21 protein-coding genes are annotated in these 23028 nt (G+C 46.2%); 8 read left to right on the top strand and 13 right to left on the bottom strand.

The window, feature by feature from the left end; genetic code table 11:
- Nucleotides 1–60: 60 nt before the first annotated feature.
- From K6Y21_RS00375 to K6Y21_RS00365, 3 genes are all read right to left on the bottom strand, one after another.
- On the bottom strand, nucleotides 61–1440 hold the full coding sequence (locus tag K6Y21_RS00375; protein ID WP_233069618.1) for a TRAP transporter large permease: 1380 nt from the start codon (nucleotides 1438–1440) through the stop codon (nucleotides 61–63).
- Complete coding sequence (locus K6Y21_RS00370) at nucleotides 1440–1970, bottom strand: TRAP transporter small permease subunit (RefSeq protein ID WP_233069617.1); 531 nt, start codon at nucleotides 1968–1970, stop codon at nucleotides 1440–1442. The genes K6Y21_RS00375 and K6Y21_RS00370 overlap by 1 nt, the downstream gene beginning before the upstream one ends.
- A 750-nt stretch (nucleotides 1971–2720) precedes the next feature.
- A complete protein-coding gene (locus K6Y21_RS00365; protein WP_233069616.1) occupies nucleotides 2721–3332 on the bottom strand; it encodes an alpha-ketoglutarate-dependent dioxygenase AlkB family protein in 612 nt (203 codons plus the stop codon).
- 81 nt (nucleotides 3333–3413) lie between these two features.
- Here K6Y21_RS00365 and K6Y21_RS00360 point away from each other — a divergent pair, with 81 nt between their 5' ends.
- From K6Y21_RS00360 to pntB, 5 genes are all read left to right on the top strand, one after another.
- The gene (locus K6Y21_RS00360) at nucleotides 3414–3977 is read left to right on the top strand and encodes a YajG family lipoprotein (protein ID WP_233069615.1); all 564 of its coding nucleotides are present in this window, start codon (nucleotides 3414–3416) and stop codon (nucleotides 3975–3977) included.
- Nucleotides 3978–3992: 15 nt separating this feature from the next.
- A complete protein-coding gene (locus K6Y21_RS00355) occupies nucleotides 3993–4571 on the top strand; it encodes a peptidylprolyl isomerase (RefSeq protein WP_233069614.1) in 579 nt (192 codons plus the stop codon).
- A gap of 113 nt (nucleotides 4572–4684) precedes the next feature.
- Nucleotides 4685–6160, top strand: coding sequence for an AmpG family muropeptide MFS transporter (locus K6Y21_RS00350; protein WP_233069613.1), 1476 nt, complete (start codon nucleotides 4685–4687; stop codon nucleotides 6158–6160).
- A 336-nt stretch (nucleotides 6161–6496) separates the two neighbouring features.
- Nucleotides 6497–8029 (top strand): Re/Si-specific NAD(P)(+) transhydrogenase subunit alpha, encoded by a 1533-nt coding sequence (locus tag K6Y21_RS00345; protein WP_233069612.1) that lies wholly within the window; start codon nucleotides 6497–6499, stop codon nucleotides 8027–8029.
- A gap of 11 nt (nucleotides 8030–8040) precedes the next feature.
- Complete coding sequence (pntB, locus tag K6Y21_RS00340; protein WP_233069611.1) at nucleotides 8041–9432, top strand: Re/Si-specific NAD(P)(+) transhydrogenase subunit beta; 1392 nt, start codon at nucleotides 8041–8043, stop codon at nucleotides 9430–9432.
- A 71-nt stretch (nucleotides 9433–9503) separates the two neighbouring features.
- Here the strand turns inward: pntB and K6Y21_RS00335 are convergent, their stop codons facing one another.
- Nucleotides 9504–10349, bottom strand: coding sequence for an AraC family transcriptional regulator (locus tag K6Y21_RS00335; RefSeq protein ID WP_233069610.1), 846 nt, complete (start codon nucleotides 10347–10349; stop codon nucleotides 9504–9506).
- Nucleotides 10350–10494: 145 nt separating this feature from the next.
- Between K6Y21_RS00335 and K6Y21_RS00330 the strand changes: the two genes are divergently transcribed.
- Both K6Y21_RS00330 and K6Y21_RS00325 read left to right on the top strand, forming a co-directional pair.
- Nucleotides 10495–11868, top strand: coding sequence for an MATE family efflux transporter (locus K6Y21_RS00330; protein WP_233069609.1), 1374 nt, complete (start codon nucleotides 10495–10497; stop codon nucleotides 11866–11868).
- A complete protein-coding gene (locus tag K6Y21_RS00325) occupies nucleotides 11865–12212 on the top strand; it encodes an MGMT family protein (RefSeq protein WP_233069608.1) in 348 nt (115 codons plus the stop codon). Before K6Y21_RS00330 ends, K6Y21_RS00325 begins: the two co-directional genes overlap by 4 nt.
- Here K6Y21_RS00325 and ltaE read toward each other — a convergent pair.
- The 5 genes from ltaE to K6Y21_RS00300 form a co-directional block, all read right to left on the bottom strand.
- The gene (gene ltaE / locus K6Y21_RS00320; protein WP_233069607.1) at nucleotides 12209–13219 is read right to left on the bottom strand and encodes a low-specificity L-threonine aldolase; all 1011 of its coding nucleotides are present in this window, start codon (nucleotides 13217–13219) and stop codon (nucleotides 12209–12211) included. The genes K6Y21_RS00325 and ltaE overlap by 4 nt on opposite strands.
- Before the next feature lie 77 nt (nucleotides 13220–13296).
- On the bottom strand, nucleotides 13297–13737 hold the full coding sequence (locus K6Y21_RS00315) for a type IV pilus modification PilV family protein (protein WP_233069606.1): 441 nt from the start codon (nucleotides 13735–13737) through the stop codon (nucleotides 13297–13299).
- A 20-nt stretch (nucleotides 13738–13757) separates the two neighbouring features.
- Nucleotides 13758–15140, bottom strand: coding sequence for a hypothetical protein (locus tag K6Y21_RS00310; protein WP_233069605.1), 1383 nt, complete (start codon nucleotides 15138–15140; stop codon nucleotides 13758–13760).
- A 222-nt stretch (nucleotides 15141–15362) separates the two neighbouring features.
- Nucleotides 15363–16028 (bottom strand): PilW family protein, encoded by a 666-nt coding sequence (locus tag K6Y21_RS00305; protein WP_233069604.1) that lies wholly within the window; start codon nucleotides 16026–16028, stop codon nucleotides 15363–15365.
- Nucleotides 16029–16036: 8 nt separating this feature from the next.
- The gene (locus K6Y21_RS00300) at nucleotides 16037–16627 is read right to left on the bottom strand and encodes a GspH/FimT family pseudopilin (RefSeq protein ID WP_233069603.1); all 591 of its coding nucleotides are present in this window, start codon (nucleotides 16625–16627) and stop codon (nucleotides 16037–16039) included.
- A gap of 234 nt (nucleotides 16628–16861) precedes the next feature.
- On the opposite strand from K6Y21_RS00300, the gene K6Y21_RS21235 reads away from it, so the two are divergent.
- On the top strand, nucleotides 16862–17263 hold the full coding sequence (locus tag K6Y21_RS21235) for a type IV pilin protein (protein ID WP_285229705.1): 402 nt from the start codon (nucleotides 16862–16864) through the stop codon (nucleotides 17261–17263).
- A gap of 133 nt (nucleotides 17264–17396) precedes the next feature.
- Here K6Y21_RS21235 and K6Y21_RS00285 read toward each other — a convergent pair whose 3' ends face one another.
- From K6Y21_RS00285 to K6Y21_RS00270, 4 genes are read right to left on the bottom strand one after another with little or no spacing between them, the layout of a single operon-like run.
- Nucleotides 17397–19301, bottom strand: coding sequence for a transglycosylase SLT domain-containing protein (locus K6Y21_RS00285; RefSeq protein ID WP_233069602.1), 1905 nt, complete (start codon nucleotides 19299–19301; stop codon nucleotides 17397–17399).
- Nucleotides 19302–19316: 15 nt separating this feature from the next.
- Nucleotides 19317–20903, bottom strand: coding sequence for an ABC transporter ATP-binding protein (locus K6Y21_RS00280; protein WP_233069601.1), 1587 nt, complete (start codon nucleotides 20901–20903; stop codon nucleotides 19317–19319).
- The gene (locus K6Y21_RS00275) at nucleotides 20900–21940 is read right to left on the bottom strand and encodes an ABC transporter permease (protein WP_233069600.1); all 1041 of its coding nucleotides are present in this window, start codon (nucleotides 21938–21940) and stop codon (nucleotides 20900–20902) included. Before K6Y21_RS00275 ends, K6Y21_RS00280 begins: the two co-directional genes overlap by 4 nt.
- Complete coding sequence (locus K6Y21_RS00270; protein ID WP_233069599.1) at nucleotides 21940–23022, bottom strand: microcin C ABC transporter permease YejB; 1083 nt, start codon at nucleotides 23020–23022, stop codon at nucleotides 21940–21942. Before K6Y21_RS00270 ends, K6Y21_RS00275 begins: the two co-directional genes overlap by 1 nt.
- Nucleotides 23023–23028: the final 6 nt, after the last annotated feature.

Raw genomic sequence — 23028 nt, 5'->3', positions numbered from 1 at the left:
GACGATTGTCTTTGTTTACCATAAATAGTTAATGCAAGTTGTGTTGTAGATTATTGATAATTAATTATATATTTGATCTGGCAACCAAGTGACCAGTTGTGGCCAGATAGCGATAGCAATTAGCACCAAAACTTGGATAGCAATATATGGGGCGACCCCTTTGTATATTTCCCGAGTGGGCACCGTCGCCGGCGCCACGCCTCGCAAATAAAATAAAGCAAAGCCAAAAGGCGGTGTTAAAAACGACGTTTGTAGGTTGACCGCAAACATGATGCCAAGCCAAACCGGATCAAAGCCCATCGCTAATAATACGGGGCCAACTATCGGCACCACCACGAAGGTGATCTCGATAAAATCTAAAATAAAGCCCAATAAAAACACCACTAGCATGACCACTAACATGGCTCCAACGGGTCCACCCGGCATATTAGTAAACATCTCGTGGATCAAGTCTTCGCCACCAAAACCGCGAAAAACCAATGAAAACACCGAAGCGCCAATCAAAATCATAAACACCATACAGGTGATTTTTAGGGTTGATTGCACCACCTCCGCCATCACTTGTTTGTTCATTTTACCTTGCGTAAAAGCTAATAGGCTCGCACCAAAAGCACCCACGCCAGCCGCTTCAGTGGGCGTCGCTAAACCCAGTAAAATAGAGCCTAAAACCGCAATAATAAGCAGTAAAGGCGGCACTAATGCCTTAAACAATGCGACTTTAAGTAGCGGCTCGCTATCTAAATCTTGCTCCGATAGATCTTGATTAATGGTGTCTTTACTGAGCCAACTCATGAAAAACACATATAACAGATAGCAACACACTAAGATTAATCCTGGGACAATAGCACCGGCAAACAGATCGCCCACCGACACCGTGTCAGGAGAAAAGATCCCCATTTTCATTTGTGCTTGTTGATAAGCACTCGACAATACATCGCCTAGCAATACGAGGGCGATAGAAGGAGGGATAATCTGACCTAAGGTCCCCGTTGCGCAAATGGTGCCGGTGGCAAAGCTGGCTTTGTAACCCCGCTTTAGCATGGTGGGTAGTGACAACAACCCCATAGTGACCACCGTAGCCCCCACAATGCCGGTACTGGCAGCCAATAGCATCCCCACCATCACCACAGCAATGGCCAAGCCACCTTTTACCCGCCCCATCAACTGTCCCATTGAGGTCAACAATTTTTCCGCCACTTGCGACTTTTCTAACATCACCCCCATCAGTACGAATAGTGGCACGGCTAAAAGCGTTTGGTTGTTCATGATGCCAAAGATGCGGTTTGGCAAGGCGCCTAAATAGCTGCCATCGAATGTGCCTGTAATGATACCGACACTGGCAAACAATAACGCGGTTCCCGCCAGAGAAAACGCAACCGGGTAACCTGCCATCAGGACCAAACATACAACTGCAAACATCACCAAAGAGATATATTCCATTACAACAGCACCTCATCGGCAGGCTGCTCCATAGGCAGGCCCAGCAGCGTAAGAACATGAATCAAGGTTTGAGCAATGCCTTGCAATAACAGCAGCATAGGCATTAATAACAAATTTGTTTTAAGGATAAACACCAAGGGCAAACCACCAGGCTCTGGGCTGCCCTCGAGTAGCAGCCAAGAGCCGATGACATAGTCCCAACTACTAAAGAACAAAAACAGGCAAACAGGTAACAATAAAAAGAGAAAGCCAAAGATATCGACCCAAGCTTTAGTTCGGGGTGCAAAGTTACGATAGAACACATCCACTCGAACATGATCATCAAACTTCAAGGTATAGCCCGCCCCAAGCATGAAGGTCAGAGCATGGAGGTAAAGTGTCGACTCTTGTAGTCCGATCGAGCCATAATCAAAACCATAGCGCAGCAGCACCACGGTTAACATCACCAGAACCATTAACAACAACAACCACGCCAGCCCATTGCCTAGCCAGTCTGAGCTTCTGCTTATCGCAAGTGCAAGCTTGCGCATTGCGGACACTGTGCTTGATTGTTTCAACGAGTTCTTCCCTGAATTATTTCAAATTGGTAACAAGATTAACAAGTTGACAATACTAATCTAAAAAAAAGATGAAACAACCAAGTCAGCAAAAAAACATGAAGCAAATCAAGTGGTGGACTTGCCAGCGAACCGAGTAGGTCGCTGGCAATACTCAGTCTACCTACCCAATCTACTGGAAGATGCATGTTTCAGATTGCCACCGTGCTTTCAGTACTAGGGCCTGTTGATCTTTCGTGCTGGTTTTTGCAGCGATTTGTAGGGTATTAATACCAAACAATCGTTGTGGGCAGCGGCTTTGTGGCATAGTCATCTACGCGAAAAGGCGCTAACGCAGTAGAAATGACCAACAAACGCTGTCCTACGGATTCGGCTAAAGCCCTTCGGGCGTAAGCATTCTGTTCGTCGTTGAGCAGTATTTACTTAGAATGCTAAGCTTCACACTGCTCGCCTTGCCCAAAACGCTTTTAGACAGGGTGTCTCCCACTCGAACAAAAATCAACCATCAAAGATCAACAGGCCCTAGGCACGCTAATGCAGGAATTTAGGCACCTTCTAAATTAGCGTAACAACGTAGTGGAAGCACGGAGGTAGTGGAAGCACGGAGGCGCTCCCAAAGGGCAAGTTTTACAGGCGTTTATGGCGCGTTATTGATTTTGATAAGGGAACAACCATTACCTGCAATCAATGCCTTGCCTAAACGCCTGTAAACGCTTGCTGAAATCAAGCATCTCCAGGTTGATTGGGTATATACCGAAAAGTGAGATTAATCCGGGGCTCACATTGACGCTGGGTTTTCGCAATCTGATGCAACCAGTGATGTTGGGTCGCGCCAGCCATGATCAGCAAACAGCCATCGCCCAATGCAAACTCATGCTTCTCTCCCGTTTGTTTATGGCGCATTAAAAACCGCCTTGTTTGCCCCAAACTCAATGAAGCGATAACAGGACAACTGCCCAGCTCTGGCTCATCATCACTGTGCCAGCCCATATAATCTTGCCCATCGCGATACAAGTTGCCCAATACACTGTTAAATTGATAGCCACTGACTTGCTCAATTTCCGACTTGATAGCCAGCAAAATACGCGGCCAAGGAGTGGCGGGTAAGGTTAGGCCAGAATAGGTGTAGGGCTTATCGCCGCACCAAAATTGCAGCCTGGGTTGCATCACAGACTTACCAAACATTTGAATCGCTTGCTGCTGCCAATTCAGTTGCTCAAGTGATGTAAAGAGCGCCCTGCATCGACTAGCACAATAAAAATGCGGTTGTACTAGAAGCTCACCATCGGTCAGTTCAATTCGCGCTAAACCCTCTTGTTGACTAAATAAATCCATAAATAAATCGATTTCCCGGTATAGATTTTACCCTTAAATACGCTATTATCAGCGCCAACGCATCTCAGATTTAAGGCTAATATGAAATACCTAGTTGCAGCGCTTTTTTCACTACTTTTACTTAGCGGTTGTTCTTCAACTCAGCCCATTTACCTTCATCTCTCCCCTGATTTGACAGTATCAGACGCGCAATACCCCAATACGCCCAGCGTCGCATTAACCTCAGCGGATTTACGTACAAATAAGCATATCGTTAGCATTACCGAAAAGAGTAAGCCAACTCAGCTTATCAACAATGACGCTCCAATCAACGACGTGTTGGCCGATAAACTCGGGCAAGCATTAACCCAACAAGGCGTCAGCATCACCAGCCTAGCCACGACTAAAGTTCACCTAGAAGTGATCCAATTGGTCACGGAAGTAACACAATACCGCACTAAACACACAGCGAAAAATACCGTAGAGTTACGCTTGGTAGTGACCACGCCGGCGCGTAAAGTCACCAAACAATATAAAAACATTACATCCAGTGAAGGCTCATTTAGCCCAAGTTCAGCCGATTTAGAAGCTGCGCTTGATAAACTGCTTGCCAACGTTTTAAATCAAATGTTGGTTGATAAACAAGTTCAACAAGAAATCAAATAGAAGGACCGATAAACCATGTTTCGTCACTATCTAGCCGCTTTTAGTTTATTTATGCTTGCTCTCACCACAAGTCAAGCCCATGCCGCTAACCCAGAAATCCTCATTAGCACCAACAAGGGTGATATCAAACTTGAGTTATACCAAGACAAAGCACCTACCACGGTGGCTAATTTTTTGACTTATATTCAACAAGATGGTTTTAAAGACAGCATTTTCCACCGCGTCATCCCTGAATTTATGATCCAAGGGGGCGGTTTTAAAACCGACTACCAGCGCCTGGCCACGAATGCACCAATCAAAAATGAAGCCGACAATGGCCTGTCTAATAGCCGTGGCACTATCGCAATGGCACGTACCAATAATCCAAACTCTGCCACTCGCCAATTTTTCATCAACCACAGAAATAACCCAAACCTTGACCAAGGTGCATACGGTGCCGGCTATGCCGTATTTGGTAAAGTAACCACTGGCATGGATGTAGTCGATGCGATTGCTTCTGTAAAAACTGGCACAACGAGCGCAATGCCAGGTGCCCGCGACGTGCCACAAAGCCAAGTGGTCATCAAATCCATTCGCTTAATTGAAAAAGATTAAGGCAAACTGATTTGGGCCCCATCATCATGGGGCTCATTGTATACCCATCCCCTTGATTTTATGGCGTCAGCCTCGCAAAATGCATGGGCACTTTCCGACTAGAGGCCAAACCATTGACAAAACCCAATGCCGTAACCAAACCCACATGGTGGCAAGCCCTCAATGTATACACAGAAAAGCGCGTCGCGATCTTATTTCTGTTAGGCTTTTCGGCTGGGTTACCGATCCTGTTAGTCTTTGGTACCTTATCCTTCTGGCTACGTGAAGCAGGCATAGACAGAACCACTATTGCCTTTGCCAGTTGGGCGGGCCTTGCCTACGGCTTTAAATGGGTCTGGTCACCTTTGGTTGACCGCATGCCTATCCCTTGGTTATCAAACCTAATGGGTCGCCGTCGCAGTTGGTTGATCCTGTCACAATTAACAATCATGGCCGCCATCGCAGGTATCGCGGCTACCGATCCACTCGAAAACCTAGGGTTATTTATTGCCTTTGCGGTCTTAGTCGCCTTTGCTTCAGCAACCCAAGACATCGTGATAGATGCTTATCGTATTGAGTCAGCTCCGGAGCAATATCAAGCCGCGATGTCGGCCTCCTATCAAGCGGGCTATCGTCTCGCCATGATTGCAGCCGGTGCAGGGGCATTAGCTTTGGCAGCCTTATTTGCCGACCACTCGTTAGCCTACCAACGTGAAGCTTGGTCACAGTCCTACCTCGTGATGATGAGCTTTATGCTGGTTGGCGTGATCACTTGCTTGTTTTGTCATGAGCCAACTATTGACTTCAAAGAAGCCGATGCAGAACAAGATAAGATTAAACAAGAGCTAAGAGCCGGAGGCCTTCCAGCCATCCTTGCCCACCTCTTAGCCTGGCTGAAAGTGGCCATCGCCAACCCGTTTATGGACTTTTTCCTGCGTTATCGTTGGCAAGCCTTGTTGATTTTAGCGCTGATCGCCACCTACCGGATTTCAGATATTGTCATGGGGATCATGGCAAACCCTTTCTATGTCGATATGAACTTCACCAAGGAGCAAATTGCCGCCGTCACGAAAGTGTTTGGTGTGATCATGACCTTAGTCGGCGCTGGTATTGGCGGCATCTTGATCCATCGCTTTGGCACCATGAAAATACTGTTTGTGGGCGCACTGCTAGCCGCAGCCACCAACCTTACCTTTGCTTTGCTCGCGATGACACAAGACCAACCCAGTCTATTACAAAGCGAAATAAACATGTTTGGCTATCAAGGGTTGATTGAAATCACCAATTTTCACCTTCTTATCGCCGTGATATCCCTAGACAACCTCAGTGCCGGCATTGCGACGTCAGCCTTTATTACTTACTTATCAAGCCTTACCAACAAGGCTTTTTCTGCGACTCAGTATGCCGTGTTCAGTTCAATGATGATCTTACTGCCCAAATTTATTGCAGGCTTTTCGGGAATGTATGTCGATCATTTTGATTACGTCAACTTCTTTACCGTATCAGCTCTGTTAGGCGCGCCGGTCCTGATTCTGATCATTTTTGTTGCTCGATGCGTACCTGCTAATCGCACCATGTCCAAGCTTAATGTGGCAGAGTCCAACCAATAGTTAGTTAACTAACTATTCATTTATGACTCAAGGCCACCCCTCACGCTCACAGAGTTAACACTCAGTTTATGACTTTTTTATACCCAAATAACCAATTGAATTTTGGCTTTAGAACGATAGGTTATAAAAAATGACGTAATTATCCAAAGAAAATAGCTCTTTTTTCCCTTAACTAGTAGATTGAAACGGCTATTTTCTCTAGGATGACGGGTAAATGTTGTAAAATAACACCTTTATTGAAAACTAAGCTAAGCCACTGAATCATGATCCAGATCCAGCCTTGCTGATTTGTTATCAGTAAAATGTGCACAAAACTTAATAACTCAGGGAATAACTATGCAGATAGGTGTACCAAAAGAGCTGTTAGAAAATGAAACTCGTGTTGCCGCGACGCCCAAAACCGTTGAGCAACTATTAAAACTCGGATTTTCAGTTTCTATTGAAGCCAGCGCTGGTGAAAAAGCCAGCTTTAATGATCAAGACTATGTTGACGCGGGTGCAACACTGGCAACCGATGCCAACACCATCTGGCAGTCAGACATTATTTTTAAGGTGAACGCACCAACCTTTGAAGAAATCGATTTGATCAAAGAAGGAGCGACCTTAATCAGCTTTATTTGGCCTGCACAAAACGAAGAGTTAATGGCGAAATTAAGCAGCAAGAACATTAACGTGCTGGCGATGGACGCCGTGCCGCGTATTTCACGCGCTCAAGCGCTCGACGCATTAAGCTCAATGGCTAACATTGCCGGTTACCGTGCTGTGATTGAAGCCGCTAACCAATTTGGCCGCTTCTTTACCGGTCAAATTACTGCTGCAGGTAAGGTGCCCCCCGCTAAAGTATTAGTAGTAGGTGCCGGTGTAGCAGGTCTTGCCGCCATCGGCGCAGCGGGTAGCTTAGGCGCGATTGTGCGCGCAACCGATACCCGCCCAGAAGTTGCCGAGCAAATCGAATCGATGGGCGCAGAGTTCTTGATGCCTGATTACGAAGAAGACGGCTCAAGTACAGACGGTTACGCCAAAGTAATGAGTGAAGGCTACCTAAAAGCGCAAGCCGAAATGATTGCCGAGCAGGCCAAAGACGTGGACATCATCATTACCACGGCCTTGATCCCGGGTCGCCCTGCGCCGCTGATCATTACCGAAGACATGGTTAAGTCAATGAAAACCGGTAGTGTGATTGTGGACTTAGCCGCGCAAACCGGTGGTAACTGTGCTTTCACCGAACACGGTAAAATTATTGAAGTAAATGGCGTGAAAATCGTCGGTTACAGTGATTTACCCGGCCGACTACCGACGCAATCAAGCCAGTTGTACGGTACTAACCTAGTTAACTTGATGAAGTTACTGTGTAAAGAAAAAGACGGTAACATCAACATCGACTTTGAAGATGAAGTTATCCGCGGTACCACAGTAGTTAAAGAAGGCGAAATTAGCTGGCCACCACCAGCGATTAAAGTCAGCGCGGCGCCTGCGCCACAAGCAGCAGCTGAGCCAGCCCCAGTGGTTGAAGAAAAACCAACCAACCCTTGGTTAAAACCGGTTATCGCAGGCTTAGGCGCGCTGGCCTTTTTCTGGGTAGCCGACAGCGTACCAAGTAGCTTCCTTTCTCACTTCACCGTCTTTGTTCTAGCCTGTGTGGTGGGTTACGGTGTGGTATGGAATGTAAGTCACTCTCTGCACACTCCGCTAATGAGTGTAACCAATGCTATCTCTGGCATTATCGTGATCGGTGCCCTACTGCAAGTAGGCAGTGAAAACGGCTTTGCTAGCTTCTTGGCCTTTATCGGCGTGCTGATAGCCACTATCAATATAGTGGGCGGCTTTACTGTAACTCAGCGCATGCTGAAAATGTTTACTAAAGACTAAGGGGATATTCAATGTCAGCAGGAATTATGACAGCCGCTTATATCATAGCCGCTATCCTATTTATTCTTAGCCTTAATGGCTTAAGCAAGCAAGAAACGGCTAAACGCGGTAACATCTACGGCATTATCGGTATGGCGATTGCGATTTTCGCCACCGTATTTAGCGATGGTGTATCAGGTCTAGGTTGGATCATCCTTGCCATGTTAATCGGTGCTGCTATTGGTGTGCACAAGGCGAAAAAAGTTGAAATGACTGAAATGCCAGAATTGATTGCAATTTTGCACTCATTCGTTGGTTTAGCCGCGGTATTAATTGGTTTCAACTCGTTTATCGTGCCACCTGAAGTCGTACCAGGCCCAGATGCTCACGCCGAGCACATGATCCACTTAGTAGAGGTATTTTTAGGTATCTTTATCGGTGCCGTCACCTTTACCGGTTCGATTGTTGCTTACGGTAAGTTAAGCGGTAAATTTAAAAGTGCGCCATTAAACCTACCGGCGAAGAACTGGCTGAACGTAGCGGCATTAGGTAGCTCTACCTTATTACTGCTATTGTTCGTAAACGCTGAAAACGGCAGCATGTTTGCACTACTGCTAATGACGCTCATCGCTTTTGCCTTCGGTGTTCACCTAGTGGCTTCCATCGGTGGCGCTGATATGCCAGTGGTGGTATCTATGCTTAACTCTTACTCGGGTTGGGCCGCTGCTGCGACCGGTTTCATGCTATCAAACGACCTACTTATCATCACAGGTGCATTAGTGGGCTCGAGCGGTGCCATCTTATCTTACATCATGTGTAAAGCGATGAACCGCTCGTTCATCAGCGTTATCTTAGGTGGCTTTGGCGCAGAAGGCGGCACGGTTGCCAGTGATGGTGAACAAGGCGAGCACACCGAAGTTCAAGCCGAAGAAGTTGCCGAAATGCTACGTAACAGCCGCAGCGTGATCATCGTTCCAGGTTACGGCATGGCGGTAGCTCAAGCTCAGTATCCGGTTGCCGATATTACGCGTAAACTACGCGACAAAGGCATCAATGTACGCTTTGGTATTCACCCTGTAGCGGGTCGATTACCGGGTCACATGAACGTACTACTAGCAGAAGCCAAAGTGCCTTACGATATCGTACTCGAAATGGACGAGATCAACGATGACTTTGCTGACACAGATACAGTACTTGTTATCGGCGCTAACGATACCGTTAACCCAGCAGCAAAAGAGCCAGGCTCACCGATTGCGGGTATGCCGGTGCTTGAAGTGTGGGAAGCGAAGAATGTTATCGTGTTTAAGCGTTCAATGGCATCTGGCTATGCGGGCGTACAAAATCCACTGTTCTTTAAAGAGAACACAGATATGCTATTTGGCGATGCAAAAGCATCGGTAGACAACATACTGCACGCGCTATAATCGGTAAGATTAAAGCAGCTAAATAGGCCAGCCTCGCTGGCCTTTTTTGTGTCTTATGGTTTTGTGAGTGACTAAACTTGACGGCTTAAACGCATTTGGCTGGGGGACTCGCCAAAATGTTTTTTAAAGCGATTGGAGAAGTTGGCCACATCGGAATAGCCAAGGGCTAACGCGACCTGTCCGACCGCCCAACGTTGCGTGACCAACAAGTGCTTGGCCCGCGCCATTTTTAATTGCAATAAATATTGCTTGGGGCTCATGCCCAGATATTGCAAACATAAGCGGAAAAAGTGCGGCTCAGAATAATGTAATTGCTCAGCCAACTCGGCCACACTCCAAGGTCGATGCAATTGCTGTTCAACTTGATTAAATAAATGGCGCAACTTAATTTCAATACCACTTTGCTGGCCTTGTTTGAATAAGGATTTGTGGGTCAGTTGCATTAACATATCGAGGCAATTGACCGCGAGCCCCGATTGATCACCGCTTAACTTGGCCTCAGAAAAGTACATATTCATGGCATGAAATATCCCTTGAGCATGTTCGCAATAACTCACTTTAGGCTCACCATTTGCCAAGCCTTGCCATTGCTCGTTGTTTTCCAAAATCAACCACGCTACTTGCCACTCATCAGAATCTAATTGAAAGCCATTGACGCTGCCTGCAGGTAACAAGGTTAAGGTATCGGCTTCGATCACCATCTCAGCGTTTGGGGTAAGCATCTTGCCTTGGCCTTTGATGCTATACAACAACACATGGAAATTTGGCCGAGTACGACGCACCAGAAAATGCTCTCGTGCTAAACTGGTGCCACACAATATAATCCCTTGATCTTGTAGGTATATAGCTTCTTCTGGGCCAAAAAACACCTCTTGGCAGGCATCTGCGGCCTCACAACAATCTTGCCAAAGTTCCATTAAATCACCAAATGATAGTTTAGAACAACATGATGCGAGTTTACACTATGCTAACATTTAGCAAAAGCGGCTATGATGTTTAGGTCTTATAAATCAACACCTGATCGAATCTTTTCGGTTTCCCGTTGAACCATGAGGAAACAAGATGAAGGCGAAGATAGCAACGGCAACCAATCCGGACTTCCTACAGAAGTTATGGCATCTGGCTTTGCCCATCTCGTTACAGTCGTTCTTGTTTTCCCTGCTTGGCTTGGTCGACATCTTAATGGTCGGTCAGCTGGGCGAAGCCGAAGTGGCTGCGGTTGGACTGGGAAACCGAGTCTTTTTTTTCAACCTACTGATCATTTTTGGTTTATCCGGCGGAGTCAGCGTGCTCGCCGCACAATATTATGGTAAAGGGGAAGTATCAGGGGTTCGCCGCTGTTTAGTATTAGCCCTGATATGTGCCTTTAGCATTTCATTCCCTTTTGCACTCTTTTATACCTTAGCCCCCGAGCAAGTCATTGCCTTTGCCAGTGATGCCGCCGCTCTAGTTGAGCTAGGTTCAGTGTATTTAAACATCACTGGCGCCACCATCTTACTCACCGCCATCGTGGTGCCCATTGAAGCCGCATTGCGTGCTGTCGGTGACGCCAAAACCCCCACCAACATTGGTATTCTCGCTATCATAGTGAATGTGTTTCTAAACTGGGTACTGATTTTCGGCCACTTAGGCTTTGAGCCCATGGGCGTGGCAGGTAGTGCTTGGGGGACGACATTGTCTCGATTATTTCAAACGCTGCTGTTGATTGTTTATGTGCTGTATAAGCGCCGCCTGGTCGTGTTTACAAAACAGGATGTGCTTCAAGCACTCAAAATCAAAGAGGTGAAACGCTTTGCCTTGATTGCGGTGCCATTACTGATCCACGATGGCTTTTGGGCCTTTGGCGTGCTGGTTTACAGCTTTATTTTTGCCCGTATTGGCGTTGATGAGTTGGCGGTGATGAGCATGCTGGCCTCGGTTGAAGGCAGTATATTTGCCTTGTTTGTTGGCTTTGCAGTGGCGTGCTCAACCATGCTTGGCCACGAGCTAGGCGCTGATAAATACGACCAAGCTTGGCAGCAGTCTTGGGTGTTTATGATCTTTAGCCCCATATTAGCCATCCTGATGACCTTAATCATCTTGCTATTTAAAGATCAGATTGCGAATATTTTCAGTGGCTTTGAAGGTGACACCCTAGACAGTGCAATCCGCGTGTTGATGATCATGGCGCTGGCATTGAGTATCAAGGTACTTAATATGGTGGGTATCATGGGGGTACTGCGCAGCGGTGGCGATGTTAACTACAGTATATTCATTGACCTATTTTGTATGTGGTGTATTGGTATCCCCCTTGCCTTTATCGCAGCGACCGTTTGGGGCTGGCCGTTATACCTGGTTTACTTGTGCTCCTTGAGTGAAGAAATCGTCAAGGCGGTGATGGTATTGTTTCGCGTACACCGCAAAATATGGTTAAAAAACTTGGTAACCGATCAGTGAGTCAAACCACACAGCAAAAATTTCAGCGCATCTATCAAGTGGTGGCCTTGATCCCAAGCGGGCAGGTAGCGAGCTATGGCCAAGTTGCCGATTTAGCCGGCTTGCCAAGGCATGCTCGCCTTGTCAGTAAAGCGTTAAAACTGGCCCCAGAGCGCCTTAATTTACCTTGGCATAGAGTGATAGCTAGCCAACTCAAAATCGCCTTCCCCGCTTCTAGCCCCATGTATATTGAGCAAAAACAAGCGCTGTTAGCTGAGCAGGTTGAGTTTAATGGCAGCAAAATACAAGCCAAGCATCACTGGCAACCCGATCTGTTTACCTTGTTGCAACAATTAGATTATTAGCCTCGAATATAGCGTTTAATCGCCGCCACCAGTTTATCTATCTTGTCCTTGTTGACATCTAAATGCGTGACTAAACGCAGCACTTGGCCACCTGAGATGAATATCCCTTGGTTTTGCAGCGCCGCTGCCAGCTCATTAAAATTCACCACTTCTGATTTAACAAATACCATGTTGGTTTGCACTAATTCAGGCTTGACGTCTAGCTCAGTGATCGCTGCCAGTTGCTTAGCCAGATACAAAGCATTGTCATGATCGTCGGCTAAGCGAGCCACATTATGCTGCAATGCATACAAGCCAGCTGCTGCCAACATACCCGCTTGGCGCATACCTCCACCGCAGGTTTTACGCCAGCGTCTGGCTCGAGCAATAAAGTCTTGGCTGCCCATTAACAAAGATCCAACTGGCGCGCCTAATCCCTTTGACAAACAAATAGAAACAGAGTCGAAATATTGGACTAACTCACAGATAGGAATATCGAGCTTCACTGCGGCATTAAAGGCACGCGCTCCATCAAGATGCATACGCAGGTTATGCTCAAACGCGAGGGCTTGGATCGCCGCCATATAGTCTTGGCTAAGTACCTTGCCATTGATGGTATTTTCCAAAGAAATCAGCTTGGTTTTAACAAAGTGGATATCATCGGCCTTGATCGCCGCTCGCACCTTATTTAAATCCATGCTGCCATCCCTTAGGTTTTCAATCGGCTGTGCCTGCACCGAGCCGAGCACCGCTGCACCGCCGCCTTCGTAAAGATAGTTATGGGCTTGCTGGCCACATATATATTCATCGCCACGACCGCAATGGGCCATTAAAGCCAATAAGTTAGCTTGGGTTCCCGATGGCGTAAACAGGGCATCATCAAAACCTAATAGCTCGGCGGCGTAGTCTTGTAGTGCGTTCACACTAGGATCATCTTGATAAACATCATCGCCCAGGGGGGCATCAAACATGGCTTGACGCATTGCCGCGCATGGCTGGGTCACGGTATCACTTCTAAAATCAATCATAAGCAGGCCTAGCAATCAGGAAAGTTGACTGAGTATAACCGAGTTAAATAGCAGGAAGAAAAGGCAGTGTCGAAAAATTAGTTGCCGGTAAGATCGCGAAAGATATTGTCGGATGAGAATTGGCTTAATGGACTGAGAAAGCCGCTCAACTGCACTTCATGGGCGGTCTGATTGATCCCCTGCCAAGCCACAGAGATATCAATTTTTTTCGGGTTAGTGGTGCCATCAAGTAATTTAAGCTCCTCCACTTCCCATTTTACTTCGTAGGTATATATGCCATAGTGCTGGGGGCCTTCATGGCCACTGGCTATGGCAGCAAAATCATCTGGGGTAAGAAAGTCTTTAAAGTCTTCCATTTTCGCTTGCGCAAGCTCAAGGGCAACCAAGCGGGCTTCCGCTTGACTGCTCTTAAGAAACAAATGCTTTTGTAATTTAACCGTCGCCATTACCGCCACACTAATAATCAGTACGGAGATAAGAATTTCGACTAAGCTAAACCCTTGCGCTTTACGTTGCATGATATAACGACTAAGTCCATTTACTCGCTAAAATCTCGCCAGGTGCCAGGCACCCAACCAAAACGACTACTGCCTGTGTTCTTGCTCACTCCCGAGAGAGATCGCAGCACTTCTGCACTGTAGTCCACTACAATAGAGCCAGAGGTTAACACCACACCATGATTAACCCCATCCACTATCATGGCGCCTTTCACACTGATGGAGCCGCCAAATTTGGCATTAATTGCCGCACTGTTTTGCGTTTCTTTATTACTATTAACGACATAAACTAAACCATTAATTGAAGCTCCGCCGCGAAAATCCGCGTTGCCATCAATGATCAAAGTGACAGCATCTGTGGTTAAGCCTGCGTTATAGCCAGCACCATCAATGCCACCGACATGGATTGGGCAATCACCGTAAATCCACACGACCTTCTCGCCCTCGCCACCAGGGGGGACTTCACAGACCCCCAGTTCATTGGGTTCAACAAAAATAATGCCTTCTTCGCCCTCAGCCGCACGCTGCGCCACTTCATTGCGTAAATTAGCAAAGTCAGCCTCTTCTACGCCTAAGTATTCCGATTTTAAACTTTCAGGGAAACGCGGATCCGCCAATGAAATATCATTATTTGCAAAGGTCTCTTCCCCCCCTTTGCCATCAGGAAATCCTGCTAGGGTATCGGCACTATACCAACCTAACTCATTTTCAAGGGTGGCATCACCGGCCTCAAGGGTATTTTCAAACTTAGATAAATCAGCAAAACCATCGTTACTGTAGCTGAACCAGTTACCGGCTAATTGCAGAGCATGAAAGCTACTCCAATAACTTAATTCTTGATCGGAAAAGGCTTTAGGGTTACTGGCTAATGAAACAGCTCCTTCAATTAACGTTTGTGTATTGGTCGTAATCGGCGCTAACGGAATGCCGTTACCGCCATTATTGGCATTACCCGAAAAATAAAACTCACGACTGACGGTCGCTTGTGCCTGACCATCACGGGAGCGGCCAGTACTGATCACATTAAGCAGTTTTGGGTTCTTAGGGCTCTGCTTGACGACGACTTCAACTTGGTTGGAAGCAAAGAAGTTAATAAATTTCTGGGTACCAGGGTGGGAGCTTGAGCCAATATTCATACTGAGTGGCTCATCACTGGTTTTGTTCAAAAATGACATGGCAGCAGGCTGCTGCTTGCCACCTACATCCACTTTGCCAAAGGCCAGCCAGGTTCCGGCATAATCTAAACCAAGCTCAGCATTGGCATAGGCTTCTTTGTAACGATAATCATTACTCGATGCACGAATTTCAAATAGCTTGTTCTTGGCGGTGTAAAAGCTAAATGCGGTGGCACTTAGCATGAGTAAGATGGTGATCATTAAGGTCGCCATCCCCTCTTGTTTATATGAGGAAATAGGTTTGATCATACAGCTCCCGTTGTACTTCTCAATGAGCTTAATACCCAAGTTACCCCAGAGGTGCAGGTTCAGCGAGAATTTGACGGCTGTTAGGCGGCTGATTTGAGACATAGTAATTCTACGTTGAAAATCAGCAATAAGGCATAACAGCTTACAAAACTCGCCCTATGGGTATTTATTTATTGATTAAAACCGAGTCTCTCTACGGAAACCCTTTACTGGTTAAAATCTTCAATAACCTTGATTGCGCACCAATACGGTTTTATCTAACTCGACATATTTGTCGCGTTGCGAATCGATTGCCGCTTTCAGGTTAATGGTCACTGTACTCATCATTGTATTTAGGCCCTCTGATGGTACGGTGCCGGTTTCACCTTTTGCATTAACCTGAGTTAACGCAAAAGTGAGTTTTTCTACATAAATGGCGTCGTTGGTTAAACGCGTCCAGTTATTTTGCGTCCCACAAGGGGAAAAACCAGAGCGAATGTAGACACCGCCCTGATAAAGTTTATAACCAATAAACTCTTGCGCTGTAATCGCAGAGTTGTTTGCATCCATATCATAAGCAAATGTGATACAAGTGCTATCAGGGGAAACCGCTATGGCTGACGATGCATTGTTATACAAATTATGGCTAAAATCTGAGCTAAATGCTGCCGAAGTGGCACCCGCCCAGTATCCCGCCCGACGAATATCGCGCGACATTAATTCGATTAAGCTCTTCATTTCTAAATTAAGCTTGCCCAAACTAATGATCTTACTGTTATTCACCACACTCGTGGTATAAAGTGAAATCATCATCGCCACCACCAATAACCCCAGCACCATAGAGATCATCAGTTCGACTAAACTAAATCCCTTTTGCAAGCGAGTGTTTTGGCAACGGCGGCTAATCATATGGACACCTATGGAGTACAAGATGCGTAATCAGACGACCCAGACACGGTACAGGTTTTCACATTGCCCATGATATTCACTTCCGCTTTGACTTTGTCACCTTCGTCAGTTGCTACCTGCACACTACCTAGCACACGGCCTGTTTGCACCGGCATGCCTCGTACATTATCAAAAATTATTGTTTTATCTGTCATGCTATTGACGGTTAAATCTATCTGACCAAACTCACTGCCATCAACGACCACTAAACGCTTAGCTGTACCTGCATCAGAGGTTAACTTACAGCTGTTATCAGCCGTGATTAGCGCATCACAATCACATGTATTATTTGCACCCGATACGGTTCTTAACCCAGCACACCACGCGCCATCGGTCCCCTCTTTAAAGGTAACGGCAATTTGGCTATTGGACTTGATCGATTCGCTTTTGGCGTATGTCAGAAGAGAATAAAGTGACTCGGTCGCCCCTCTAAGCTCATTTTTTTTGAATAAACTGCTGTAGGAACCTACGCCAATACTTAATAGAATGGCTAGTATTGCAACGGCAATAAGAAGCTCCATTAAGGTAAAGCCCTTTACATTAAATGGCTTATTTATCATCCATGACCTCATAAATTGTGATGTAGCACACTTCAAAAATTAATCCAGTAAATTTTATCACGTGCAATTTTTGACCACAATCAGGGGACCCAAGGAGATCCTTAATAGGTGATGCAGGTACCAAATTGGCATATACTGCTGTCACATTCTATGCATTTGACTTTATTAACAATAAAATCGGCATATCCTATTTAGCTATAGGAATACCCTAGTTAAACACAAGGATTAAAATTAATGACAAAAATATATAAAGCGGCAGGTTTCACATTAATAGAAGTGTTAATAGCAATTGCTATCATTGCTATCCTAGCGGGTATTGGCTACCCCTCCTACCAAGATCATGTGAAAAAGACGCGTCGTGCTGATGCTCAAGCCCATTTAATGAAAGCGGCGTTAGAACAAGAATCTTGGCGTATTACCAACTCCACCTATGCTGCTGATTTCGCTTCTTTGGGGTTGGATGCGAGTAACTCGTACTATGATTTCACGGTTGAATCAAATGATGCAAATAACTACACCTTGAAAGCAAGTGCTAAAACAGGAACAACCCAAGCGAGCGATAAAGCAGGCTCAACGCTTTGTACACCACTGACATTAGATCAAGCTGATACCAAAGCGCCTGGAGATTGTTGGTAATCGTTTACCTCAGCAACAACAAAGGCGCCAATTGGCGCCTTTGTTGTTTATTGAACTTAAACTTCGGTTAAGCAAAACCTAAATTAATCGCTGCATGACTGCAGCTCCCACTAAGCTGTTTGTTCTATCCCACTTACAGCTGCGTATTCCACTCTTGTTTAGTCAGCATCTGCAATGGCTTGTTTTGCTGGTGTTGGTAAACCACATTGTAGGCCAACACACTTTGCACATAACCGCGAGTTTCACGAAACGGGATCACTTCAACCCAAACATCTGCCGCTAATCCTGGGCTATTGTTACGCCAACGTTTAACCCTGTTTGGTCCGGCATTATAAGCTGCACTGGCAAGAATGCGGTTACCGTTATAGTCATCTAATAACCCTTTAATGTATGCGCTACCGAGACGCACATTCACCTCAGGATCATACAAGCTAGCCACGCCATTGTAAGGGACGCCAATCTTTTTAGCGGTATATTTAGCCGTAGCTGGCATTAGTTGCATCAAACCGCGAGCTCCCACAGGTGATTGAGCTTGGGTATGAAACGCACTTTCTTGTCGGGCTAACGCAAATAAATAACTGCTATCTAGGTTCCGCTCCTTAGCATATTTATTAAATGTGGCCGATGCAACTTGAGGAAAACGCTGCTCAACCAAGTCCCAGCTCTTGGTTTCAATGCTGGCTAAGATCGCAAAATGAAGCCAGCCTTGCTCAAGGGCATATTGACCTAACTGATCCACGATGGGCTTTGGATGGCGACTGATCAAGTGACCCCATTCGGTACGCGCAAAGTTATCCGCGCCATGATATAAAAGTTCATTAATACGGGCTAAGGCCGGCATTTGTTCGCTGATCACGGTTGTATCTAAAGTCACCTTTTGAATATTTAGGCTGTAAGGCACCCCTAAACGTTGTGCTGACATAAAACCATAAAAGCTACGCTCTTTAGCGACTTCAGCAAAGTAGACATTAGCGGCTTTGTCTCGGCCAGCTTTCTGATTTAAACGTGCTTGCCAGTACTTCCAACGTTCATGTTGTTTTGCTTGCTCTGGCAAGGTATCGACCCATTTTAGGGCCGTCTGCCACTGCTCTTTAGCCAATGCATAGCGGATCCGCTGCTCGATGACATCGGCGTCACGCCATTGAGCGAGCTGCTTATCAGCCCACTTTAGCTTGCCATCTAAACGACGATACATCACATATTGGATGAGTTTTAATTCAACTTTACGTTGTTGCGCTTCATTAAATTCAACCTTGGATAAATAAGCCTGATAGGCTTTTAACGCATTGGTTGGCGATTTAGGGATCAGCTTAAGCAACCCCAGCGCGATCACTTCACTCTGGTAGACACTGCCTGTGGTATATTGCTGATAATCAAGCAATCCCTCTGGCTTATGATAAGTCGCGATTAACTGCTCACCCTCACTGACATAGTTGCCTTGTAGACTCTTTTGCAAATAGGCCATTAATTTGGGTTGCTTGGCATCAAAAGCAAGTAACATGCGTTCAAAAATCAATGCTTGGCTGAGTTTTCCTGCTTGCTTCCAGCCTGCAAACAACGGGTCACAAGCATTGGGTAATGAACGGCCATTTAGCCAAAGCTGCTGCGCACCTTGCCATGCTAATTCACGCTGCCCCACTTGGAGTTGGGCATTATAGTAGTGGCAACGAAGATGTAAGCTTCTGGGCTCACTGGGTTGAATGGCCAAAAAGCTTCGCCATTTCTGTTGCTGTGCCAACTTAGATAGGTACTGACGCTCTAAGGTATTGGCTAAATACGAATCTTGGTTCTGTGCTACAAAAGTTTGGAGTTTTTCTAACGGTAAAAAGGCTAATTGCTGCTTTAGGGCATTATACTCAAGGAACACAGCCAGAGGGTACTCACTGCCAAGTTCTTTTCTAAGCAGCTCAGCTTGGGTCCAATTTTTATCTTTTTGCGCAGCGAGGGCTTTTGAATACAGTTGACGTTGTTGTGATAAAGAACTTGCCACACTGGCAAAGGAGAAAATGAAAAGCACACAGAAAATGGATATACGCAAAGGTGACTCCTATTGTTAACTTATAAAGGCGGCCGATAACAACTGCCGAGTATAGTCAGATTTCGGCCGGTTAAATAATGAATTTACCTCAGACTGCTCAATTAATTTACCTCCTTTCATCACCATCACTCGGTGACACATCGCCCTTATCACAGCCAAGTCATGGCTAATAAACACATAGCTTAAGCCATATTTCTTTTGCAAGGCTTTTAGCAGCTCAATAATTTGCTTTTGCACACTACGGTCGAGCGCCGAAGTCGGCTCATCCAACACGATTAACCTTGGCTGTAAAATTAAGGCGCGCGCAATAGCGATACGTTGGCGTTGCCCGCCTGAAAATTCATGGGGGTATCGGTTGGCTGCCGATTCATCCAAGCCCACTTCAGTTAGTACCTCGCTCACTTTGGCTTGAACTTGCTCTGGGGACAACTGCTCATGCACGAGCAAACCTTCACTAATGATCTGTTGCACCGACATTCTCGGACTTAAGCTACCAAACGGATCTTGAAACACGATTTGTAATTGTTTACGCAGCGGCGCGAGCTGAGCGGATGTTTTATCACTGATCTCTTCGCCAAGAAAATCGACCCTACCTTGGCTGGCGTTCAGACCTAAAATGGCTTGAGCTAGCGTACTTTTCCCTGAGCCGCTTTCACCCACTATACCTAAGGTTTCACCTTGATTTACTTGCAAATCAATGCCATCTACCGCCTTAAAATAAGACAGTGTTCGCCCTAACAAACCGCCTTTATTGGCAAACCATACCCGAATATTGCTGGCCGTTAATAATGGCTTAGGATCAACCAGAGGCACCATCTCGCCGCTTGGATTAGCTGCTAATAGAGCCTGAGTGTAGCCATGCTGGGGCGAGGCAAATAATGCTTGAGTTAGCCCTTGCTCAACTAACTTTCCTTGTTGCATCACGAGCACGTTATCGGCGTAGTGGCGCACTATGTTCAGATCATGAGTAATCAGTAAAATGGCCATTCCCAATTTATGTTGTAGGCCTTTCAGTAACTCCAAAATTTGTTTTTGAATCGTGACATCTAGCGCGGTGGTTGGCTCATCGGCAATTAACAAATCAGGCTCATTGGCCAGAGCCATGGCGATCATCACCCTTTGACGTTGGCCACCTGATAGCTGATGAGGGTAATGCTTTAAGCGTCGCTTTGGCTCATCGATACCCACTAAATCAAGCAACTCGAGCATGCGAGCCATCGCCTGTTGATAATTAAGACCTTGATGTAACCACAACACTTCTGCAATTTGCTGACCTATCGTATGCAACGGATTTAACGATGTCATTGGCTCTTGAAAGATCATACTGATGCGCTCACCGCGGATCTGCTGCATCTGGGTATCATCGAGTGGCAAAATTGATTGGCCATTAAGTACCACTTGACCCGTTGCCTTGGCGCCATTTGGTAATAGCCTTAATAGCGATAAAGCGGTAAGCGACTTACCACTGCCGCTCTCCCCCACCAAGGCGAGCGTTTCCCCTTTAGTTAAGCTAAAGCTCACCTGATCCACGATACATCGATCTGCAAAGTTGACTCGTAAATCCGATACCGACAATAACGTCGTAGCTTGATTCATATTCATTGGGCTCTCCTTGGATCGAATGCATCACGAGCCGCCTCGCCAATAAACACCAATAACACCAAAATGACCGACAACGAGAAAAAGGCCGTTAAACCTAGCCAGGGGGCCTGCAAATTAGCCTTACCTTGGGCCACCATCTCACCTAAGGATGCCGACCCTGGCGGCAAACCAAAACCAAGAAAGTCAAGCGCCGTTAACGTCGTCAGCGCCCCGGTAAAGATATAAGGTAAAAAGGTCATGGTCGCAATCATGGCATTGGGCAAAATGTGTTTAGCCATGATCGCCTTATCACTGACCCCTAAGGCTTTCGCCGCTTTAACATATTCAAGGTTGCGGCCACGTAAAAACTCGGCGCGTACCACACCGACCAAGCTAGACCAACTAAATAGCAACATTAACCCCAGCAACCACCAAAAGTTAGGTTGTACCACACTGGCCAAAATGATCAGCATAAACAACATGGGTAAACCTTCCCAAATCTCAATCAAACGTTGGCCAAGCAAGTCGATCCAGCCACCGTAATAGCCCTGAATAGCGCCTGCGGTGATGCCGATGACCGAGCTGGATAAAGTGAGCACTAAGGCAAACAACACCGATATCCGAAAACCATAAATCAGTCTCGCTAACACATCTCGCCCTTGGTCGTCAGTGCCAAGCCAGTTCACCTGATTAGGGGCTGAAGGGGCAGGCTCTGTCAGGGCATAATTGATGGAATCATATGAGAATGGGATCAGTGGCCATATCATCCAGCCCTGTCGGTTTATCTGGTCTTGAATATAAGGATCGCTAAAGTCAGTCCAAGTATCAAAGTCCCCCCCAAAAGTGGTTTCTGGATGAGCACTGAATATAGGCATATACCAGCTTTGCTGATACGACACCAAAATGGGCTTGTCATTAGCAATTAGCTCGGCAAACAAGCTGATCACAAACAACACCACAAACAGCCAAAGGGAATAATAGCCTCGCTTGTTAGCGCGAAATTGCTGCCAGCGGCGCTGATTAATCGGATTGGTTTTAAAAGTCTGCCAAGCTTGCATTAACTACGCCCCGCAAAGTTAATTCGTGGATCAATCAAGGTGTAGGAGATGTCGGTGACAAGCTTCAAGATCAGCCCGACTAAGGTAAACAGATACAAGGAGCCAAAGATCACCGGATAATCTCGGTTCACCACCGACTCAAAACCAAGCAGACCTAAGCCATCAAGGGAAAAAATCACCTCAATCAGCATCGAGCCCGTTAAAAAAATACCGATCAATGCAGCTGGCATCCCCGCCAACACCAACAACATCGCATTACGAAAAATATGGCCATATAGCACGCGTTTTTCACTGCAACCTTTCGCCTTCGCCGTGACCACATACTGTTTGGCTATCTCGTCTAAGAAAGCGTTCTTCGTCAACATGGTTAAAGCAGCAAAACTGCCAATCACCGAGGCGGTAACGGGCAAGGCAAGATGCCAAAAGTAATCAGCAATTTTGCCCATCAGACTCAGCTCAGCAAAATTATCTGACGTTAAGCCTCGCAGTGGAAACCAACTAAAATAAGTGCCTCCTGCAAACACCACAATTAACATAATGGCAAATAAAAAGGCCGGAATCGCGTAGCCTATGATCACTACAGTGCTTGTCCAAACATCAAACCCCGAATTATGGCGGGAGGCCTTTTTGATCCCTAGGGGGATAGAAATCAAATACACCAACAAGGTGGTCCAAAGCCCTAAGGAAATGGACACGGGCATTTTTTCCAGCAGCAAATCCGTGACCTTGATATCGCGGTAAAAACTGTCTCCAAAGTCAAATCGTGCATAATTCCAAAGCATCAAGAAGTAGCGCTCGATTATCGGTTTATCAAACCCATATTGACGCTCCAGTTGAGCAATAAACTCAGGATCAATCCCCTGCGCACCGCGATATTGGCTTTGCGATGAATGGCTAACCAGTTCACTGCCATCTCCGGTTCCCATACGATTAGTCGCATCACCAGACAAGCCTTGCACTTTAGCTATCGCTTGCTCAACGGGCCCGCCCGGTGCCACCTGAACTAAGAAAAAGTTGATAGTCATAATGCCAATCAAGGTCGGGATCATAAGCAGTAATCGACGAAAAATATAACTATGCATCTCTTT

Source organism: Motilimonas eburnea, from assembly GCF_021295345.1.
In the GTDB taxonomy this organism is placed as follows: Bacteria; Pseudomonadota; Gammaproteobacteria; order Enterobacterales; family CBDFNC01; genus Motilimonas; species Motilimonas eburnea.
The sequence above is the reverse complement of the archived record's forward strand: the minus strand, read 5'-3'. Positions and strand labels throughout refer to the sequence as shown.

Excerpts from the sequence above, each read along its gene's own strand:
- pntB (WP_233069611.1), top strand. The coding sequence starts at position 8,041 with ATGTCAGCAGGAATTATGACAGCCGCTTATATCATAGCCGCTATCCTA.
- K6Y21_RS00345 (WP_233069612.1), top strand. The coding sequence starts at position 6,497 with ATGCAGATAGGTGTACCAAAAGAGCTGTTAGAAAATGAAACTCGTGTT.
- K6Y21_RS00375 (WP_233069618.1), bottom strand. The coding sequence starts at position 1,440 with ATGGAATATATCTCTTTGGTGATGTTTGCAGTTGTATGTTTGGTCCTG.
- K6Y21_RS21235 (WP_285229705.1), top strand. The coding sequence starts at position 16,862 with ATGACAAAAATATATAAAGCGGCAGGTTTCACATTAATAGAAGTGTTA.
- K6Y21_RS00315 (WP_233069606.1), bottom strand. The coding sequence starts at position 13,737 with ATGCAACGTAAAGCGCAAGGGTTTAGCTTAGTCGAAATTCTTATCTCC.
- K6Y21_RS00330 (WP_233069609.1), top strand. The coding sequence starts at position 10,495 with ATGAAGGCGAAGATAGCAACGGCAACCAATCCGGACTTCCTACAGAAG.
- K6Y21_RS00365 (WP_233069616.1), bottom strand. The coding sequence starts at position 3,332 with ATGGATTTATTTAGTCAACAAGAGGGTTTAGCGCGAATTGAACTGACC.
- K6Y21_RS00370 (WP_233069617.1), bottom strand. The coding sequence starts at position 1,970 with ATGCGCAAGCTTGCACTTGCGATAAGCAGAAGCTCAGACTGGCTAGGC.
- K6Y21_RS00305 (WP_233069604.1), bottom strand. The coding sequence starts at position 16,028 with ATGATTAGCCGCCGTTGCCAAAACACTCGCTTGCAAAAGGGATTTAGT.
- K6Y21_RS00300 (WP_233069603.1), bottom strand. The coding sequence starts at position 16,627 with ATGATAAATAAGCCATTTAATGTAAAGGGCTTTACCTTAATGGAGCTT.
- K6Y21_RS00360 (WP_233069615.1), top strand. The coding sequence starts at position 3,414 with ATGAAATACCTAGTTGCAGCGCTTTTTTCACTACTTTTACTTAGCGGT.
- K6Y21_RS00280 (WP_233069601.1), bottom strand. The coding sequence starts at position 20,903 with ATGAATATGAATCAAGCTACGACGTTATTGTCGGTATCGGATTTACGA.
- K6Y21_RS00270 (WP_233069599.1), bottom strand. The coding sequence starts at position 23,022 with ATGCATAGTTATATTTTTCGTCGATTACTGCTTATGATCCCGACCTTG.
- ltaE (WP_233069607.1), bottom strand. The coding sequence starts at position 13,219 with ATGATTGATTTTAGAAGTGATACCGTGACCCAGCCATGCGCGGCAATG.
- K6Y21_RS00355 (WP_233069614.1), top strand. The coding sequence starts at position 3,993 with ATGTTTCGTCACTATCTAGCCGCTTTTAGTTTATTTATGCTTGCTCTC.
- K6Y21_RS00310 (WP_233069605.1), bottom strand. The coding sequence starts at position 15,140 with ATGATCAAACCTATTTCCTCATATAAACAAGAGGGGATGGCGACCTTA.
- K6Y21_RS00275 (WP_233069600.1), bottom strand. The coding sequence starts at position 21,940 with ATGCAAGCTTGGCAGACTTTTAAAACCAATCCGATTAATCAGCGCCGC.
- K6Y21_RS00335 (WP_233069610.1), bottom strand. The coding sequence starts at position 10,349 with ATGGAACTTTGGCAAGATTGTTGTGAGGCCGCAGATGCCTGCCAAGAG.